This is a genomic window from Streptomyces sp. Go-475, from assembly GCF_003330845.1.
In the GTDB taxonomy this organism is placed as follows: Bacteria; Actinomycetota; Actinomycetes; order Streptomycetales; family Streptomycetaceae; genus Streptomyces.
Window position 1 is genome coordinate 239,191 of the sequence record NZ_CP026121.1, and the last position, 15,387, is coordinate 254,577.

The following is a 15,387-nucleotide window of genomic DNA, read 5'->3' on the forward strand; positions in this document are numbered from 1 at the left end:
GGCTCTACGTCGGTTCTTCCCGGAGGCCCTCTCGTGAACTCCTTCGTGCACAAGACCCTGGTGGTGCAGCTCCAGGCGGGTGACACGGATCGCTTCTCCGTGCTCGCCCACCTGAGCTACGACGCCGCCGACCCGTTCGCCGTCACCGTCGTCTTCAGTCACGACGGCCGTGTCCTCGCCCGGTGGCAGCTGGACCGGGAGATGCTCGCCGACGGTCTGCGGCGTCCGGTCGGGGTCGGGGACGTGCGGATGCGTCCCGAGTCGCGGGGCGTGTGGCAGGAGCTGCGCATGGAGTTCCTGGGCGATGCCCGCCCCGACGGGGGCCGCCACCACGCGGTGGTGTTCGCCTGGGCCCCGGCGTTCGCGGCGTTCCTGCGGGAGACCCACGAGATGGTCCCGCCGGGCCGCGAGGAGGTCCGCGTCGACGACTTCCTCGCGGACGTCATCGCCGGGGGCTGAGCCGCGGCGACCGGGGCGGGCTCCGCCGGTCACCTGGAGGTGTGGCGGTGCCGGGTCCACAGGGGCAGGGCGAACCAGCACAGCAGGTACCAGCCGACCACGCCGGCCACCAGGTAGGGCACGAAGCCGTCGTGGGTGGCCACGCGCAGGATCAGCAGCAGTGAGGCGGTCGTGGTGGCCAGCAGCAGCACGAGGCCGAGCAGCGTCAGCCGGGACGCCAGCTGCACCGCCTGGGGTTTGACGCGCCGCCCGGAGACGAGGCGGTGCAGGGACACCGGCCCGATCAGCGCCCCGGTCGCGCACGCGCCGAGCACGACCGTCACCAGGTAGATCATCTGGTCCGTGTCGGTCAGGTCGTCGTACTTCTCGGTGAACACCACGGTGAGCAGAAAGCCGAACAAGATCTGCACGCCCATCTGCGCCACGCGGACCTCCTGGATGAGCTCCTGCCACATCCGGTCCGCTCTCTCCTCCTCGGTCTCGTTGCGCCCCCGGCGCCTGGCCCCGCCCTCTGCCGTGTCGGTCACTGCGTCCTCCCGGTGTGACAACTCGCGCGTCCTTCCTCCTGGGCGGGTTCCCCGGAAAGGACCGTCCTCCCGGCCCGCGCGCGGTTTGAGCGATCAGGGGGCGGTTACACGGACGGCGCGAATGACGCAGAGACCGAGGAGGTCGTGGACGCATGTCCGGTACGCAGCTCACCGTGACGCTCAGCGGCGGAGGCGCCGACGACGCGCGAGCGGTCGTCCGGGCCCTGGAAGGGACGTTCGGGGCGCCGGACGAGCTTCCCGCCGACGAGAACGCGACGGTGCACATGGCGACCTTCGACGGCGCGCAGGCCGGTGCCGGCACAGGCACCGAGGAGGGCGCCGGGCGGCTGTCCGCGCCGGTGACGGTCACCGTGCAGGGCACTCCGGAGGCGGTGCGGCGGGCGAGCGACACGCTCACCCGGGCCTTCACGGCACGCGACGACGGTGCCGCCTCCGGCGACCAGGAGCAGGAGAGGCAACTGCTCCTGGTGCCGTGAGGGCGAGCCCTACCAGCGGTTCTCCACCTGCTCCCGGATCCGCCGCTCGTACAGGTCGCGGATGGCCGTGAGCGTCTCGCCGGGCAGCTCCGGCAGCCGGGCGGCGGCCGCGTTGGCGCGGGCCTGCTCGGGCGAGCGGGCCCCCGGGATCACGGTCGTCACGCCGGGCTGCTCGATGATCCAGCGCAGTGCCAGTTGGGCCGGGGTGTACCCCTCGGGGGCGAGCGCGGCGAACTCGGCGGCCGCCTCGACGCCCGTGGCGTAGTCGACGCCGGAGAAGGTCTCGCCCACGTCGAAGGACGCGCCGTGCCGGTTGTAGGTGCGGTGGTCGTTCTCGGGGAAGACCGTGTCCCGCGTGTACTTGCCCGACAGCAGGCCGGAGGCCAGCGGGACGCGGGCGATGATGCCCACGCCGGCCTCCCGGGCGGCCGGGAGGACCTCGCGCAGGGGCTTCATGCGGAACGGGTTGAGGATGATCTGCACGCTCGCCACGCCCGGCCGGGCGATCGCGGTCAGCGCCTCGGCGCAGGTCTCGACGCTGACGCCGTACGCCGCGATCCGCTCCTCCTCGACCAGGGTGTCGAGGGCGTCGAACACCTCGTCCGTGGAGTAGACGGGCGTCGGCGGGCAGTGCAGCTGCACCAGGTCGACGCGGTCGACGCCGAGGTTGCGCCGGGAGCGGTCGTTCCAGGCGCGGAAGTTGTCGAGCACGTAGTTCTCGGGGATCTGCTCGACCCGGCGGCCCATCTTGGTGGCGACCAGGACGTGCAGGTCCGGCCGGCCCGCGAGGAACGCGGCGATGGTCTGCTCGCTGCGGCCGTCGCCGTAGACGTCGGCGGTGTCGAAGAAGGTCACTCCGGCCTCGGCCGCCGCCTCCAGGACCGCGAGGGCTTCCTTGTCGTCGACGTCTCCCCAGTCGGCACCCAGCTGCCACGTACCGAGACCGACGACGGAAGCGTGCTGGCCCGACCTGTCGAATATGCGCTCGTCCATGGGCGTCAGTCTGTCATCCGTCAGGGTCCCGCGTGGAAGGTACTGGTCCGGTCCGCCGACCCCACCGGATTCACTCGCACGAGTGAATAGCGGGGGCGGGGACATGCCACGTGTCAACGCGCCTCTAGCGTGACTGCACGTGACACCTGGTGCGGAGAGCAACTTCCCTTCGGGCGCCTCGCCCTGGACGCGCCGGTGCTTCCTCCGCACGGCGGCCGCGCTGGCCGTCGTGCCGGGTCTGCCGGCGGATCCGGCGGTGGCCGCCGCGGAGCTGCCGGACTTCCCGGCGGACGTCGCGCTGTACCGCTCGGCGTACCGGAACTGGGTCGGCGAGATCACCGCCGACGGCCTGTGGGCGTGCGCGCCGGACGACCCGGAGCAGGTGGTCGCGGTCGTCAACTGGGCGTGGCGGCACGGGTGGCGGGTGCGGGCGCGGGGCGCCGCGCACGGCTGGTCGCCCCTGACGGTGACGGAGGGGACGGCGTCCGGTGCGCCTGTCCTCCTCGTCGACACCGCGCCCCACCTCACCGGACTCGCCCTGGACTCCCCCACGGCCGTGCGCGCCGGGACGGGCGTGACCATGGAGGCCCTGCTCGCCTACCTGGAGGAGCACGGCCTGGGCGTCACGGCCGCGCCGGCACCCGGGATCCTCACCCTCGGCGGGGTCCTGGCCGTGGACGGACACGGCACCGCCGTCCCGGCGCGGGGCGAGCGGCGGCTCCCCGGGCACACGTACGGCTCGCTCAGCAATCTGGTGCTGTCCCTGACGGCGGTCGTGTGGGACTCCCGGGCCGGGGCGTACGTACTGCGCACCTTCCACCGCGACGAGGCGGACGGCGCCGGGCTCCTGACCCACCTGGGGCGGTCGCTGGTGACCGAGGTGGTGCTGCGGGTGGGGGACAACACCCAGTTGCGGTGCGTGAGCCGTACGGACATCCCGGCCGGCGAGCTGTTCGCCGCGCCCGGTTCCGGCGGGCGGACGTTCGCGAGCTTCCTGGAGGAGGCCGGCCGGGTCGAGGCGATCTGGTTCGCCTTCACCGAGCACCCCTGGCTGAAGGTGTGGAGCGTCTCCCCCACCCGCCCGCTGACCTCGCGGACGGTGACGCGGCCGTACAACTACCCCTTCTCCGACAACGTCCCGGCCCCGGTGGCGGAGCTGGTGGGCCGGATGACGTCGGAGGCGGCCTGGTACCTCGCGCCGGTGCTCGGCAACGCGCAGTACGACGCGGCGGCACTCGGGCTGGTGGCGACGCTGTCGGCCGACCTGTGGGGGCCGTCCAAGAACACGCTGCTGTACCTGAAGCCGAGCACCCTGAAGGTCCATGCCAACGGTTACGCGGTCCTCACCTCGCGGGACGGGGTGCAGCGGGTCGTCGCCGAGTTCGCCGCGTTCCACCGGGAGCGGCTCACGGCGTACGCCGCCCGGGGCAGCTTCCCGGTCAACGGCTCGGTGGAGATCCGGGTGACCGGGCTGGACGACCCGGGCGACGTCGGGACGCCTGGGGCCCGTCCGCCGCTGCTGTCCGCGCTCCGGCCGCGCGCGGACCACCCCGAGTGGGACACGGCCGTGTGGCTGGACGTCCTGACCCTGCCGGGCACACCGGACGCGGAGGTGTTCCTGCGCGAGCTGGAACGGTTCCTGCTGCGCACCTGCGACGGCGGTTCCGCCCTGCCCCGGGTCGAGTGGTCCAAGGGGTGGGCCTACACGGACGACGGGGCGTGGAGCGACGGGGAGGTGCTGGGCTCGGTGGTCCCGGCGGCGGTGGGGACGGCCGAGTGGGCCGAGGCGGACGCGGTGCTGGACCGTCTCGACCCGCACCGCGTCTACGGCAACGCCTTCCTGGACCGGCTGTTCGCTAGGGGGTGAGGTGCGCCTGGAGGGCGGGCGCGTACCGGTCCACCAGGTTCTCGACCGTGCTCGCCCGCAGCTCCGGACCGCGGGCGATGCCGTACATCACGCCCAGGCCGAGCAGGGCGGCGACGGCCAGTTCGGCGCGCAGGCCCGCGTCGGGGCCGGTGAGGCGGTCGGTGAGGCGGTCGGTCACCTGGGTGCGGAAGTTGGCGCGCAGGATGTCGCCCTGCTCGCCGTGCAGGGGCGCGAACACGATCCGCAGCAGCGGGTCGGCGCCCTGCTCGGACTGGCTGACCAGCACGTGCCGGACCATGTGCCGGCCGAGGTCCTCCAGCGGCGCGGCCAGCAGGGCCTCGGCGTCGGCCTCGAAGGACATGACCCGGGCGAAGAGCGTGTCCTTGTTCCCGAAGTACTTGAGGATCAGCGGCGGGCTGACACCGGCGCGGTCGGCGACCGCCTTGAGCGTGATGTCGGCGTGCGCGTGCCGGGCCAGCAGGTACCGGGCCGCCCTCAGGATGGCCGCCTTGGTCGACTCGGCGTCCCTGCGGGCCGGTGTGGGCGTGACGGGTGGAGTGCTCACGGCACTCATGCTCCCTCCATCGCCCCGTCGCGTGCGCCCCGGGTGCCGTGCCGGACCGGCTCGGGCCCGTCCGCGAGGTCCTGCGCCGCGTCGCCGGGGATGCACAGCGCCGTCGCGGCGGCCAGGAGGGCGACCGCGCCGGCCATCGCGAAGGCCAGCTGGTAGCCGTGCAACGTGGGCACGAGCACTCCGCCGGCCAGCCCGGTGTGGTGCACCAGGACGGCGGCCACGGCGGCACTGGAGCCGGCCTGGCCGATCGTCCGCATCAGGACGTTGACGCCGTTCGCGGAGGCGGTCTGCCCGGCCGGCACGGCCCGCAGGATGAGCGTGGGCAGCGCCGAGTAGGCCAGGGTGGTGCCGGTCGCGACGACCGTGGCCCCCGCGATGATCATCCACAGGTCGCGGCTGTCGGCGATGCGCACCGCGTACCCGGCGGCGATGACCGCCGCCCCGAGGGCGAGCGTGACGCGCGGCCCGCGTGCGGCGGAGATCCGGGCGGAGACGGGCGACAGCAGCAGCATGACGACGCCGCTGGGCAGCAGGCACAGGCCGGTGGCGACGATGGACAGTCCGAGCCCGTACCCGGTGGCCTCGGGTGCCTGCACCAGCTGGGCGGTGACGAGGGTGTTGGCGTAGAACGCGAACCCGGCGAGCAGCGCCGCCCCGTGGGACAGCCCGACGCGGGGCCGGGCCACCAGCCGCAGGTCCACCAGCGGCTGCTCGGCCCGCAGCTGCTGCCACGACCACAGGGCGAGCACGACGGCGGCACCGGCGAACAGGCCCGTGACACGCGGGCTGCCCCAGCCCCACTGCCCGCCCTGCGACACGCCGAGCAGCAGGCACACCAGCCCGGCGGCCAGGCCCAGCGTGCCGGGCACGTCGAACCGGCCCGGCTCCCGTACCGGCGACTCCCGCACCGCCCACCAGACGAGCGTCACGCCCGCGGCACCGAGGGCGCTGGTCACCCAGAACATGGTGTGCCAGTCGGCGTACTGCACGATCACGGCGGCCAGGGGCAGGCCGAGGGCGGCGCCGATGCCGACGGTGGAGCTCATCAGGGCCACCGCGGATCCCCGGCGCTCCGGGGGCAGCTCGTCGCGCAGGACGCTGATGGACAGCGGGACGACCGCGGCGGCGGCTCCGGACAGGGTGCGGGCGGCGATGAGCAGGGCGATGTCGGAGGTCAGGGCGCACAGGACGGAGCCCAGGGTCATCAGGGCCAGTGCCGCCATGAGCACCCGGCGCTTGCCGTACATGTCACCGGCCCGGCCGAGGACGGGGGTGAGGACGGCGCCGGAGAGCAGGGTGGCCGTGACCATCCAGGAGACCGTGCCCGCCGGGGCGCCGGTCAGCCGGGGCAGGTCGGGCAGCAGGGGCACGACCACGGTCTGCATGACGGCCATGAGGATGCCGCCGTACGCGAGCACCGGGACGGTGAGCCGGTCCCGGACGGTGCCCGCACCGGGCGGCTTGCCTGTCGCGGCGGTCTGGTCCATGGGCACTCCAAGGGCGGCGCCTGCGAAGGGGCGCGGGTGAATTGCCATTCACCTTAGCCGGTGAATGGCAATTCACCCAAGGGTGGAGTGTCTACGGGCGGCCGGTCAGCTCCCGGGCGTGTACGGTCCGCGCGACCTTCGGGCCCAGCCAGCGCTTGAACCGGCGCAGTGCCTCCAGTCGCCCGGCCGCCCGGTCGAGCCGGTAGTACAGCTGCGGCGGGACGTGGGGCAGCAGGGGTGAGTGGCGCTGGCCGAGCAGGGCGAACATGCGCTCCGGCGGCAGGTGGATGTAGCGCGGCAGGTTCTCGTACCACTGGGCGCTGCAGCGGGCCGCGCTCTGCAGGGGGACGAGGGCCGCCTTGCGTTCGTGTTCGTAGCGGGCCAGGGCCCGCGGAAGCGCGGCGGGCTCGCGCAGCGCCGCCGCCAGGGCGATCGCGTCCTCCAGGGCGAGGGTGGTGCCGGCGCCGATGGAGTAGTGGGTGGTGTGGGCGGCGTCGCCGAGCAGGACGAGGTTGCCGTGGTGCCAGGTGCGGTTCGTGAGGGTGCGGAAGGTCTGCCACGAGGTGCCGCCGGGGCGGCCGAGCAGGGGGTGGCCGTCCAGGACGTGGGCGAAGAGGCTCTCCAGCAGGGCCCGCCCCTCGGCCTCGCCGGCGCGGTCGAGCCCGAGTCCGGTCCAGGTGGCGGGTGCGCACTCGACGACGCAGGTGCTGCGGTCGGTGCCGTAGGCGTAGCCGTAGCACCAGATCCAGCCGTGGCGGGTCTCCACGAAGGCGAAGGTGAAGGCGTCGAAGACCTTGGTGGTGCCGAGCCAGACGTAGGGGTTGCGGCCGGTCGTGAGCCGGGTGCCGAAGTGCGCCGCGTGGCGGGTGCGCAGGGCGCTGTGGACGCCGTCGGCCGCGACGACCAGGTCGGCGTCGGACAGTGCCCCGGGGTCGGGCTCGGACGCGTACTCCAGTCGCACGCCGAGCTCGCGGGCCCGGGCGGCGAGGATCTCCAGGAGGCGGTGGCGGCCGATGCCGTGGCCCTGGTCGCCGGTGTGCCGGGCCGTCAGGTCCCCCACGTGGGCGACGCCGTCGGACCACCGGACGGAGCCGGCGTCCAGGGCGCGCGCCGACTCGGGGTCCTGGGCGTGGAGTCGGTCCAGCAGTCCGCGCCAGTACGTCACGCCCCAGCCGTAGGTGGAGCCCTCCGGGTCGCGTTCGTGGACGGTGATGTCGTGGGACGGGTCCTGCCGCTTGAGCAGGATCGAGAGATACAGACCGGCGGGCCCGCCACCGACACAGGCGACCTTCACGCACACCTCTGAGAATTACCGAGAGCTGTCGATTGCGGACGCAGAGTAGCAGGACAAAAGCATCATCGACCGAACCGTCGTTTCGCGTCAGTTCCGCGGCGTGACGCACACCACGAGTCGCGGACCGCCCGGGGAGAAACATCCGCCACAGCGCCCGGAGCGGGCGGAATTTCCCCCTCCAGGCCGGGGCACGCGGACCGCCGCAGCAAGATCATCTTGGTTCAACCTTGCACCACATAAGGGGAATTGCCCGGATCGCAGCCAACCCGCTCGCGGGGATTTCTCCCGTTACCGGACAGCCCGATAGGCATACGGCGTCATCACCCGAACGACCCCAGGAGATCCGTATGCCGGAACTCAGCCGACGCCGCGCGCTCACCGCCGCGGCCGCCCTCGCCACCGCCGCCGGAACCGTGCCGGCCCTGGCTCCGGCCGCGACCGCCGCCGGGCACCACGGCTCCCCCGCGTCCTTCGACGAGGTCTACAAGGGCCGCCGCATACAGGGCCGGCCGGCGTCCGGGTCCGGTCACCACCACCACGGCGCGGGCTACGCGGTGTTCGTCGACGGCGTGGAGCTGCACGTGATGCGCAACGCCGACGGCAGCTGGATCAGCGTCGTCAGCCACTACGACCCGGTGGCCACGCCGCGCGCCGCCGCCCAGGCCGCGGTGGACGAGCTGCAGGGCGCGCCCCTGCTGCCCTTCCCCGCCAACTGACCCGTACCGCACCGCACCTGGAGCACCCGCACATGGCTGTCCGCAAGAACCAGTCCGCCCTGACCGCCGACGAGAAGCGGCGTTTCGTCGCCGCCCTGATCGAGCTGAAGCGCACCGGCCGCTACGACGAGTTCGTCACCACGCACAACGCGTTCATCGTCTCCGACACCGACAACGGCGAGCGGACGGGCCACCGCTCCCCGTCCTTCCTGCCCTGGCACCGAAGATTCCTCCTGGAGTTCGAGCGGGCGCTGCAGTCGGTGGACGCGTCGGTGAGCCTGCCGTACTGGGACTGGACCGTCGACCGCACGCCGCGCGCCTCGCTGTGGGCGCCCGACTTCCTCGGGGGGACCGGGCGCGAGCGGGACGGCCGGGTGACGGACGGGCCGTTCGCCGCGTCGAGCGGGAACTGGCCGATCAACGTGCGGGTCGACGGCCGTACGTTCCTGCGCCGCTCCCTGGGGTCCGGGGGCCGCGAGCTGCCGACGCGGGCCGAGGTCGACTCGGTGCTGGCGATGCCGACGTACGACATGGCGCCCTGGAACAGCGGCTCGGACGGTTTCCGCAACCACCTCGAAGGGTGGCGGGGCGTCAATCTGCACAACCGCGTCCACGTCTGGGTCGGCGGGCAGATGGCCACCGGGGTCTCCCCCAACGACCCGGTGTTCTGGCTGCACCACGCGTACATAGACAAGCTGTGGGCCGACTGGCAGCGGCGCCACCCCGGCTCCGGCTATCTGCCGGCCGCGGGCACGCCGAACGTGGTCGACCTGCGCGAGACGATGCGGCCGTGGCACGACATGACCCCGGCGGACCTGCTGGACCACACGCCGCACTACACGTTCGACGTCTAGGTCCCGAAGCGGCCGCGGCGGCCCGTCAGACGGTCGTGGCCGTGCGGCACTCGGGGTGGCCCCAGCCGCTGTCGTTCTTGGCGATGGGCTCGCCGGCCGCGTAGGAGCGACCGCACTGGCAGCGGCCGGGGAACTTCGCCTTGATCGTGCGCGAGGAGCCCTTCGCCGTGGAGGTCTTCGCGGCGCGGGCCGCGCCGCCGCGCGGGCGGGAGCGCGGGGCCTTGGCCGGGGTGTCCGGGGCGGGCGGCGGCTCGGGGGAACCGAGGCCGCTGCCCGCGGGCTCCTGGACGGTCGCGGCCTGGCTGGCGGCGCGGTCGGCGAAGTCGTTGAGCCGGTCGCCGCCGACCTGGTGGGCGGGGACGTAGCGGAACTCGACCGAGCGGCCGTCGAGCAGTTCGTCGATGCGCACGACGAGGTCCTGGTTGGCGACCGGCTTGCCGGCGGCCGTCTTCCAGCCGTTGCGCTTCCAGCCGGGCAGCCAGGTGGTGACGGCCTTCATCGCGTACTGCGAGTCCATGCGGATCTCCAGCGGCACGTCCGGGTCGGTCGCCGCCAGCAGGCGCTCCAGCGCGGTCAGTTCGGCGACGTTGTTGGTGGCCCTGCCGAGGGGCCCCGCCTCCCACCGCTCCGGCGTCTCGGAAGCGTCGGCGACGACCCAGGCCCAGCCCGCGGGCCCGGGGTTTCCCTTCGAAGCACCGTCGCACGCGGCCACAACACGTTCACCCATGGGCACGATCATGCCATGGGCGGGCCGGGCGCCCGTCGCGCGGCCGTTCAGGAGACGTCGGTCATGGCCGGCATCTCGCCCTCGGTCCTGGTGGTGTCGATCACCGAGAAGTTCGCGCCCTGGGGGTCGGTCAGCGCCGCGAACCGACCGAAGGGGGTGTCCATCGGCCCGAACTGCAGCGTCGCGCCGAGCCCGGTGGCCTTCGACACCGCCTCGTCGCAGTCGGCCACGCTGAAGTAGACGTTGATGTACGGCGGCACCTCGGGCGGGAAGTCGTCCGTCATCTCCATCCGGCCCAGGGCGGGGCGCTCGCCGAGGTTGTAGACCCGGAAGTCCATCGCGTGGTCCTGCATCTGCTGGGCGCTGTAGCCGAAGACGGCGGGGAAGAACGCGTCGGACTTCTGCGGCTCGCGGGTGAAGACCTCCGCCCAGCAGAACGACCCCGGTTCGCCCATGTCCGCGGCGAACCCCTGGTGGGTGCCGGCCTGCCAGACGCCGAACAGCACGCCACCGGGGTCGCGGGCCAGGCACATGGTGCCGAAGTCCGCCACCCGCATCGGCTCCATCAGCACCTCGCCGCCGTTCTCGCGGATCTTGCGCGCGGTGGCGGCGGCGTCCTCGGCCGCGAAGTACAGGCACCACTGCGACATGCCTTCCTGGCCGGGCATGGGCGGGACGACGGCGGCGGCCGCCTTGCCGTTCGCGTAGGCCTCGGTGTAGTTGCCGAGTTCCGTCGACGCCTCGGCGAAGGTCCAGCCGAGGACGTCGCCGTAGAAGCTCTTGGCCCCTTCGAGGTCGCTGAACATCGCGTCGGCCCAGCAGGGGGCTCCTTCAGGTTGCACGGCCATGGCTGCGGCCCTCTCCGGACGGGTGGATGGTCCGTTTCCTCACGCTAGTCACCTGCGGGCCGGGCCGCGCGCCGAGCGCGGGCGGTGGCTACGGCGGGTGCACGACCGGGTCGGCGCGGTGGTGACGACGAGTGCACGACCGTGTCGGCGGTGGCTACGACGAGTGCACGACCGTGCCGGCGGCGTTCGCGCACCCTGTGCGCCCGGCGGCGCGGGGCGGGCGACCGGCGTGGGGTCATACGGCTGTTCGTCCTCCGCCCCGATCGGGGGTTTGCCTCCGCCGACGCGAGAAGCCGCCCCCTTTCACGCGGTTATCCGGCCGCCTCCGCCGCTGTTTGGCTGGTACTCGTGCCGCGCCCGGCTCACCGGCGCCACGAGGCCGCCGGCCCCGCCGGCCGTCCCGCCGTCTTCACCGACCACTCCACCCACCCCTGCCGACCGCTCGGCCCGCCCCTGCTCGGTCCGGGGGCGTCCCGCTCCGCCCGTTCCACCCCAGGGAGGTCAGCACGCCAGAAGCACGAGGAGCCGTCCGTGACCACCACCGCAGACGCCGCGACAGCACCGCTGCCGACCCGGACCGCCGCCGACTCGACGTACCAGAACCGGGTGGCCGAGTACTGGAACGCGGAGGAGAACCCGGTCAACCTGGAACTCGGGAAGATCGACGACCTGTACCACCACCACTACGGCGTCGGCGACGCCGACCGGTCCGTCCTCGACGAGACCGACCCGGGCCGGCGCCGCGAGCGGATCACCGCCGAACTCCACCGCCTCGAACACGCCCAGGCCGAACTGCTCGCCGGCCACCTCGGCCTCCTCTCCCCCGCCGACCGCGTCTTCGACGCCGGCTGCGGACGCGGCGGCGGCAGCGTGGTGGCACACCTGAGGTACCGCTGCCGGGCCGACGGGGTGACCCTCTCCGCCAAGCAGGCTGACTTCGCCAGCGAGCAGGCCCGGCGCCGGGGCATCGACGGCAAGGTCCGCTACCACTGCCGGAACATGCTCGACACCGGCTTCCCGACGGGCGCGTTCGCGGCCTCGTGGAACAACGAGTCGACCATGTACGTGGAGGTGGACCCGCTGTTCGCCGAACACGCCCGGCTGCTGCGCCGCGGCGGGCGCTACGTGGTGATCACCGGCTGCTACCACGACACCTACGGGCGGGCCTCGCGCGAGGTCTCCCTGATCAACGCCCACTACATCCGCGACATCCACCCGCGGTCGGCGTACTTCCGGGCCATGGCCCGCAGCCGGCTGGTCCCCGTCCACGTGCAGGATCTGACGGCCGCGACCATCCCGTACTGGGAGTTGCGCCGGCAGGCCGAGCACCTGGTCACGGGCATCGAGGACACGTTCCTCAGCGCCTACCGGAACGGCAGTTTCCAGTACCTGCTGATCTCCGCCGACCGCGTGTGACCCACCGCGTCCGGCGTACGTCTTCCCCCCGGCGCCCGGGTGTGCTTGCCTGAGGGCCGTTTCGGTGGCCGGGGTGGGAGTTGCCGTATGCGCAAGCCGTGGGTCGTGGGGGTGCTGCTGGCCGGGATGCTGCTCGGGGGATGCGGGGATCCGGCGTCCGCGCCCGAGGAGCCGCCGCCGGCCGCACCCCGTACGTCGGCCACGACCCACCAGCGCGCTCCCGTCTCCCCCGACCCGGTCCCCAGGAAGGCGCCCAAGGTGCTGTACCTCGGCGACTCGCTGGCGATGGAGGCGCAGAAGGTCCTCGGCCAGGAGTTACGCCGGGACCTCAAGGCGGAGTACACCAGTGCCCCGTACTCCGGCACCACGCTCTGCGACTACCTGGAGGGCACCGCCGACCGGTCCCTCGTCCCGGCCGCCGACAAGGCCGCCGCGCTGGTGCGCAAGCTGCGGCCCGACTTCGTGGTGCTGCAGTTCTGGGGGAACTCCTGGGGCTACACGCCGTGCATGGACGGCATCACCTACGCCGAGTCCCCCGACCGGTACTTCACCCGGTACGCCGCCGACGCGCGCCGGCTCGCCTCGCAGATCTCCGCGGCCGGGGGCGGCGGCCGCCCGAGGATCGTCTGGGTGTCCCAGGGCCCGGACCCGATCACCCCCGACCGGGTCCGGCGCGTCAACGCGCTCTACGAGAAGCAGGCCGCCGCCTCAGGGGGCCTGGTGGCGGACGCCGGGAAGGCCGTGAGCCCGGCCGGCGGCCGCTACACCTGGACGCGGTACCTGCCGTGCACGGCCCACGAGCGCGCCCACCGGGACTACTGCACCCAGCCGTCCCGGGACCGTACGGCCCTGCACCGCGACGACGACTACCTTCACTTCTGCCTGGCGCCCACGACGTCCAGGCCGAAGCCCTGCCCGGTGCGCTCCCCGGGGATCCTGCGGATCGCCCGGGAGATCGTCAAAACCATTCGACATTCGGTGGGTTGACCGCTCGAATGGAGCGCCATGTGCGCGCTGAGAATGCATGAGGACGAAGTCGCCATCGACGTCTCGCTCGTCGCCCGGCTGATCGCGGACCGGTTCCCGCGGTGGGCGGGGCTGCCGCTGCGTCGCGTGGAGTCGTCCGGCTCGGAGAACGCCCTGTTCCGCCTCGGCGCGGACAAGGTCGTGCGGCTCCCCCGGCACCCCCGGGCCGTCGACGCCATCACACACGAACTGCGCTGGCTGCCCCGGCTGGCGCCCGGGCTGCCCGCCGCCTCGCCCGAACCCCTCGGGCAGGGCGAGCCCGGGGAGGACTTCCCGTGGCCGTGGTCGGTGTACGGCTGGCTGGAGGGCCGCAACCCGGTACCCGGGGCCCTCGAGGAGCCCGGCCCGCTCGCCGAGGACCTGGCGGCGTACGTCAGGGCCCTGCGCCGCAAGGACGCCTCGGAGGGCCCCCTCGGGTACCGGGGAGTGCCGCTGGCGGCCCGGGACCCCTTCGTGCGGGACGCGCTCGCCCAGCTGGCGGGCCGGGTCGACACCACGGCGGTGGCGGCCGTGTGGGAGGAGGCCCTGCGGGCCCCCGCCCACGCCGGGCCGCCGGTGTGGGCGCACGGCGACCTGATGGCCGGGAACCTCCTGGTCACGGGCGGACGGCTGAGCGCCGTGATCGACTACGGGACGGTGGGCGTGGGCGACCCGGCCGTCGACCTGATCAGCGCCTGGTGCCTGCTGCCCGCCGGGGTCCGCGGCGCCTTCCGCGAGGCCGTGGGCGCCGACGAGGCCGAGTGGGCGCGGGGCCGGGGCTGGGCCCTGTCGATCGCGGTCGTCGCGCTGCCGTACTACTGGGACACGAACCCGCCGGTCGCGGAGAACTCCCGGCACACGATCGGGGAGATCCTGACCGAGGCGGCGTAGGGACGGGGGCCGCCCCACGGGCACGGGCTCCTGCGCCCACGGGCGCCGGTGGTCACTCGCCCGCGTAGGCCTTCTCCAGGGCGGCGATGTCGAACTTGCCCATCGCCATGAACGCCTCGGTCACCCGGGCCGCCTTCGCCGGATCCGGGTCGGTGACCATCTCGTCGAGCCGCTCCGGGACGACCTGCCAGGACACGCCGTACTTGTCCTTGAGCCAGCCGCACGGGCCGGGCTCGCCGCCGTCGGTGAGCCTGGTCCAGTAGTAGTCGATCTCCTCCTGGTTCTCGCAGAAGATCATGAAGGAGACCGCCTCCGTGAACCTGAACTGCGGTCCGCCGTTGAGCCCGAGGAACTTGTGGCCGTTGGCCGTGAACTCGACGGTCATCACGCTGCCGGCGGGCTGGAGCGCTCCCTCGGGGTAGCGGGCGATCTTGCCGATGCTGGAGTTCTTGAAGATCGAGACGTAGTGGTGGGCCGCCTCTTCGGCCTGGCCGTCGAACCAGAGGCAGGTGGTGAAACCGTCGGTCGCCATGAGTTCCTCCCGGGGCGTGGATCGCTGTCACCTGTGTCGACCGGCCGACGGCCCGGAACTCATCGCTCGGTGGGGAAATTGTTCGGCCGCCTCCCGGCCGCCTCCCGACCGGCGCCCGGCATCGCGACCATGATCACGTCCTCGGCCGCCGACAGCGGTATCCGCCCCTTCCGCCTCGACCACTGGCGACACGAGTACGCCTGGCGGGCCGCCGAGGCGCGGCTGAACGAGTGGCCGCGGTTCCCGACCACCATCGACGGGACGACGGTCCACTTCGCCCACGTCCGCTCTCCTGAGCCGCACGCCACCCCGCTGATGATCGCCCACGGCTGGCCCGGCTCGATCGTGGAGTACCCGGGACGTCGTCGGGCCGCCGGCCGATCCGGCCGCCCACGGGGGCGATCCGGACGGCGGGTTCGTCCGGCCGGATCTACTACGAGCGGGCACACGCCACGGGCCGTGCCGCCCGGCCGAGCCGTCCACCGCCCCGACGGCGCTCGCCCTCTTCCCGGCCGAGCCCCGGCTCCCCCTGCGGCACGGGGCGGAGCGCACCGGGAATTTCGTGCGCTGGACGGAGTTCGACCGCGGCGGGCACTTCGCGGCGATGGAGGAGTCCGCTCTGCTGGTCGGCTGAGCCCGGCGCTCTGCCGGTGGCGGATCTGCCCAGGGCAGAGAAACGTCGTCCGAGCGTCGTGCGAGG

The 15,387-nt window shown here is 73.2% G+C and carries 16 protein-coding genes and 1 pseudogene; 9 read left to right on the forward strand and 8 right to left on the reverse strand.

What is annotated here, in order from left to right:
- The first annotated feature begins 33 nt into the window (after positions 1 to 33).
- Positions 34 to 459, forward strand: a complete 426-nt coding sequence (locus C1703_RS01105; protein ID WP_114250088.1) for an SsgA family sporulation/cell division regulator — start codon at positions 34 to 36, stop codon at positions 457 to 459.
- Between the two features lie 29 nt (positions 460 to 488).
- Here C1703_RS01105 and C1703_RS01110 read toward each other — a convergent pair whose 3' ends face one another.
- Positions 489 to 986, reverse strand: coding sequence for a DUF6328 family protein (locus C1703_RS01110; RefSeq protein ID WP_114250089.1), 498 nt, complete (start codon positions 984 to 986; stop codon positions 489 to 491).
- A 152-nt stretch (positions 987 to 1,138) separates the two neighbouring features.
- Between C1703_RS01110 and C1703_RS01115 the strand changes: the two genes are divergently transcribed.
- On the forward strand, positions 1,139 to 1,483 hold the full coding sequence (locus C1703_RS01115) for a hypothetical protein (RefSeq protein WP_114250090.1): 345 nt from the start codon (positions 1,139 to 1,141) through the stop codon (positions 1,481 to 1,483).
- A 9-nt stretch (positions 1,484 to 1,492) separates the two neighbouring features.
- Here the strand turns inward: C1703_RS01115 and C1703_RS01120 are convergent, their stop codons facing one another.
- Positions 1,493 to 2,476 (reverse strand): aldo/keto reductase, encoded by a 984-nt coding sequence (locus C1703_RS01120; protein ID WP_114250091.1) that lies wholly within the window; start codon positions 2,474 to 2,476, stop codon positions 1,493 to 1,495.
- A 139-nt stretch (positions 2,477 to 2,615) separates the two neighbouring features.
- Between C1703_RS01120 and C1703_RS01125 the strand changes: the two genes are divergently transcribed.
- Positions 2,616 to 4,343, forward strand: coding sequence for a cholesterol oxidase substrate-binding domain-containing protein (locus tag C1703_RS01125; protein WP_114250092.1), 1,728 nt, complete (start codon positions 2,616 to 2,618; stop codon positions 4,341 to 4,343).
- Here C1703_RS01125 and C1703_RS01130 read toward each other — a convergent pair.
- The 3 genes from C1703_RS01130 to C1703_RS01140 form a co-directional block, all read right to left on the reverse strand.
- Positions 4,333 to 4,917, reverse strand: a complete 585-nt coding sequence (locus C1703_RS01130; protein ID WP_114250093.1) for a TetR family transcriptional regulator — start codon at positions 4,915 to 4,917, stop codon at positions 4,333 to 4,335. The genes C1703_RS01125 and C1703_RS01130 overlap by 11 nt on opposite strands.
- Positions 4,914 to 6,404, reverse strand: coding sequence for an MFS transporter (locus C1703_RS01135; RefSeq protein ID WP_114250094.1), 1,491 nt, complete (start codon positions 6,402 to 6,404; stop codon positions 4,914 to 4,916). Before C1703_RS01135 ends, C1703_RS01130 begins: the two co-directional genes overlap by 4 nt.
- Positions 6,405 to 6,495: 91 nt before the next feature.
- Positions 6,496 to 7,704, reverse strand: coding sequence for an FAD-dependent monooxygenase (locus C1703_RS01140; protein WP_114250095.1), 1,209 nt, complete (start codon positions 7,702 to 7,704; stop codon positions 6,496 to 6,498).
- Between the two features lie 341 nt (positions 7,705 to 8,045).
- On the opposite strand from C1703_RS01140, the gene C1703_RS01145 reads away from it, so the two are divergent.
- Complete coding sequence (locus tag C1703_RS01145) at positions 8,046 to 8,414, forward strand: tyrosinase cofactor (RefSeq protein ID WP_114250096.1); 369 nt, start codon at positions 8,046 to 8,048, stop codon at positions 8,412 to 8,414.
- 32 nt (positions 8,415 to 8,446) lie between these two features.
- Positions 8,447 to 9,268, forward strand: coding sequence for a tyrosinase family protein (locus C1703_RS01150; RefSeq protein WP_114250097.1), 822 nt, complete (start codon positions 8,447 to 8,449; stop codon positions 9,266 to 9,268).
- A 25-nt stretch (positions 9,269 to 9,293) separates the two neighbouring features.
- Here the strand turns inward: C1703_RS01150 and C1703_RS01155 are convergent, their stop codons facing one another.
- Together C1703_RS01155 and C1703_RS01160 are read right to left on the reverse strand one after the other, a co-directional pair.
- The gene (locus C1703_RS01155; RefSeq protein WP_114250098.1) at positions 9,294 to 10,007 is read right to left on the reverse strand and encodes a ribonuclease H; all 714 of its coding nucleotides are present in this window, start codon (positions 10,005 to 10,007) and stop codon (positions 9,294 to 9,296) included.
- 35 nt (positions 10,008 to 10,042) lie between these two features.
- Entirely contained in the window at positions 10,043 to 10,843 is an 801-nt protein-coding gene (locus C1703_RS01160; RefSeq protein WP_114250099.1) for a VOC family protein, read from the reverse strand.
- Between the two features lie 531 nt (positions 10,844 to 11,374).
- Between C1703_RS01160 and C1703_RS01165 the strand changes: the two genes are divergently transcribed.
- The 3 genes from C1703_RS01165 to C1703_RS01175 all read left to right on the forward strand — a co-directional run bounded on the left by C1703_RS01165 (position 11,375) and on the right by C1703_RS01175 (position 14,155).
- Positions 11,375 to 12,259, forward strand: a complete 885-nt coding sequence (locus tag C1703_RS01165) for a geranyl diphosphate 2-C-methyltransferase (RefSeq protein ID WP_114250100.1) — start codon at positions 11,375 to 11,377, stop codon at positions 12,257 to 12,259.
- An 87-nt stretch (positions 12,260 to 12,346) separates the two neighbouring features.
- Positions 12,347 to 13,246, forward strand: coding sequence for an SGNH/GDSL hydrolase family protein (locus C1703_RS01170; protein ID WP_114250101.1), 900 nt, complete (start codon positions 12,347 to 12,349; stop codon positions 13,244 to 13,246).
- A 33-nt stretch (positions 13,247 to 13,279) separates the two neighbouring features.
- The gene (locus C1703_RS01175) at positions 13,280 to 14,155 is read left to right on the forward strand and encodes an aminoglycoside phosphotransferase family protein (protein WP_232840371.1); all 876 of its coding nucleotides are present in this window, start codon (positions 13,280 to 13,282) and stop codon (positions 14,153 to 14,155) included.
- A gap of 52 nt (positions 14,156 to 14,207) precedes the next feature.
- Here the strand turns inward: C1703_RS01175 and C1703_RS01180 are convergent, their stop codons facing one another.
- The gene (locus tag C1703_RS01180) at positions 14,208 to 14,687 is read right to left on the reverse strand and encodes a VOC family protein (protein ID WP_114250103.1); all 480 of its coding nucleotides are present in this window, start codon (positions 14,685 to 14,687) and stop codon (positions 14,208 to 14,210) included.
- A gap of 129 nt (positions 14,688 to 14,816) precedes the next feature.
- Between C1703_RS01180 and C1703_RS01185 the strand changes: the two are divergent.
- A pseudogene (locus C1703_RS01185) lies at positions 14,817 to 15,321 on the forward strand (epoxide hydrolase N-terminal domain-containing protein).
- Positions 15,322 to 15,387: the final 66 nt, after the last annotated feature.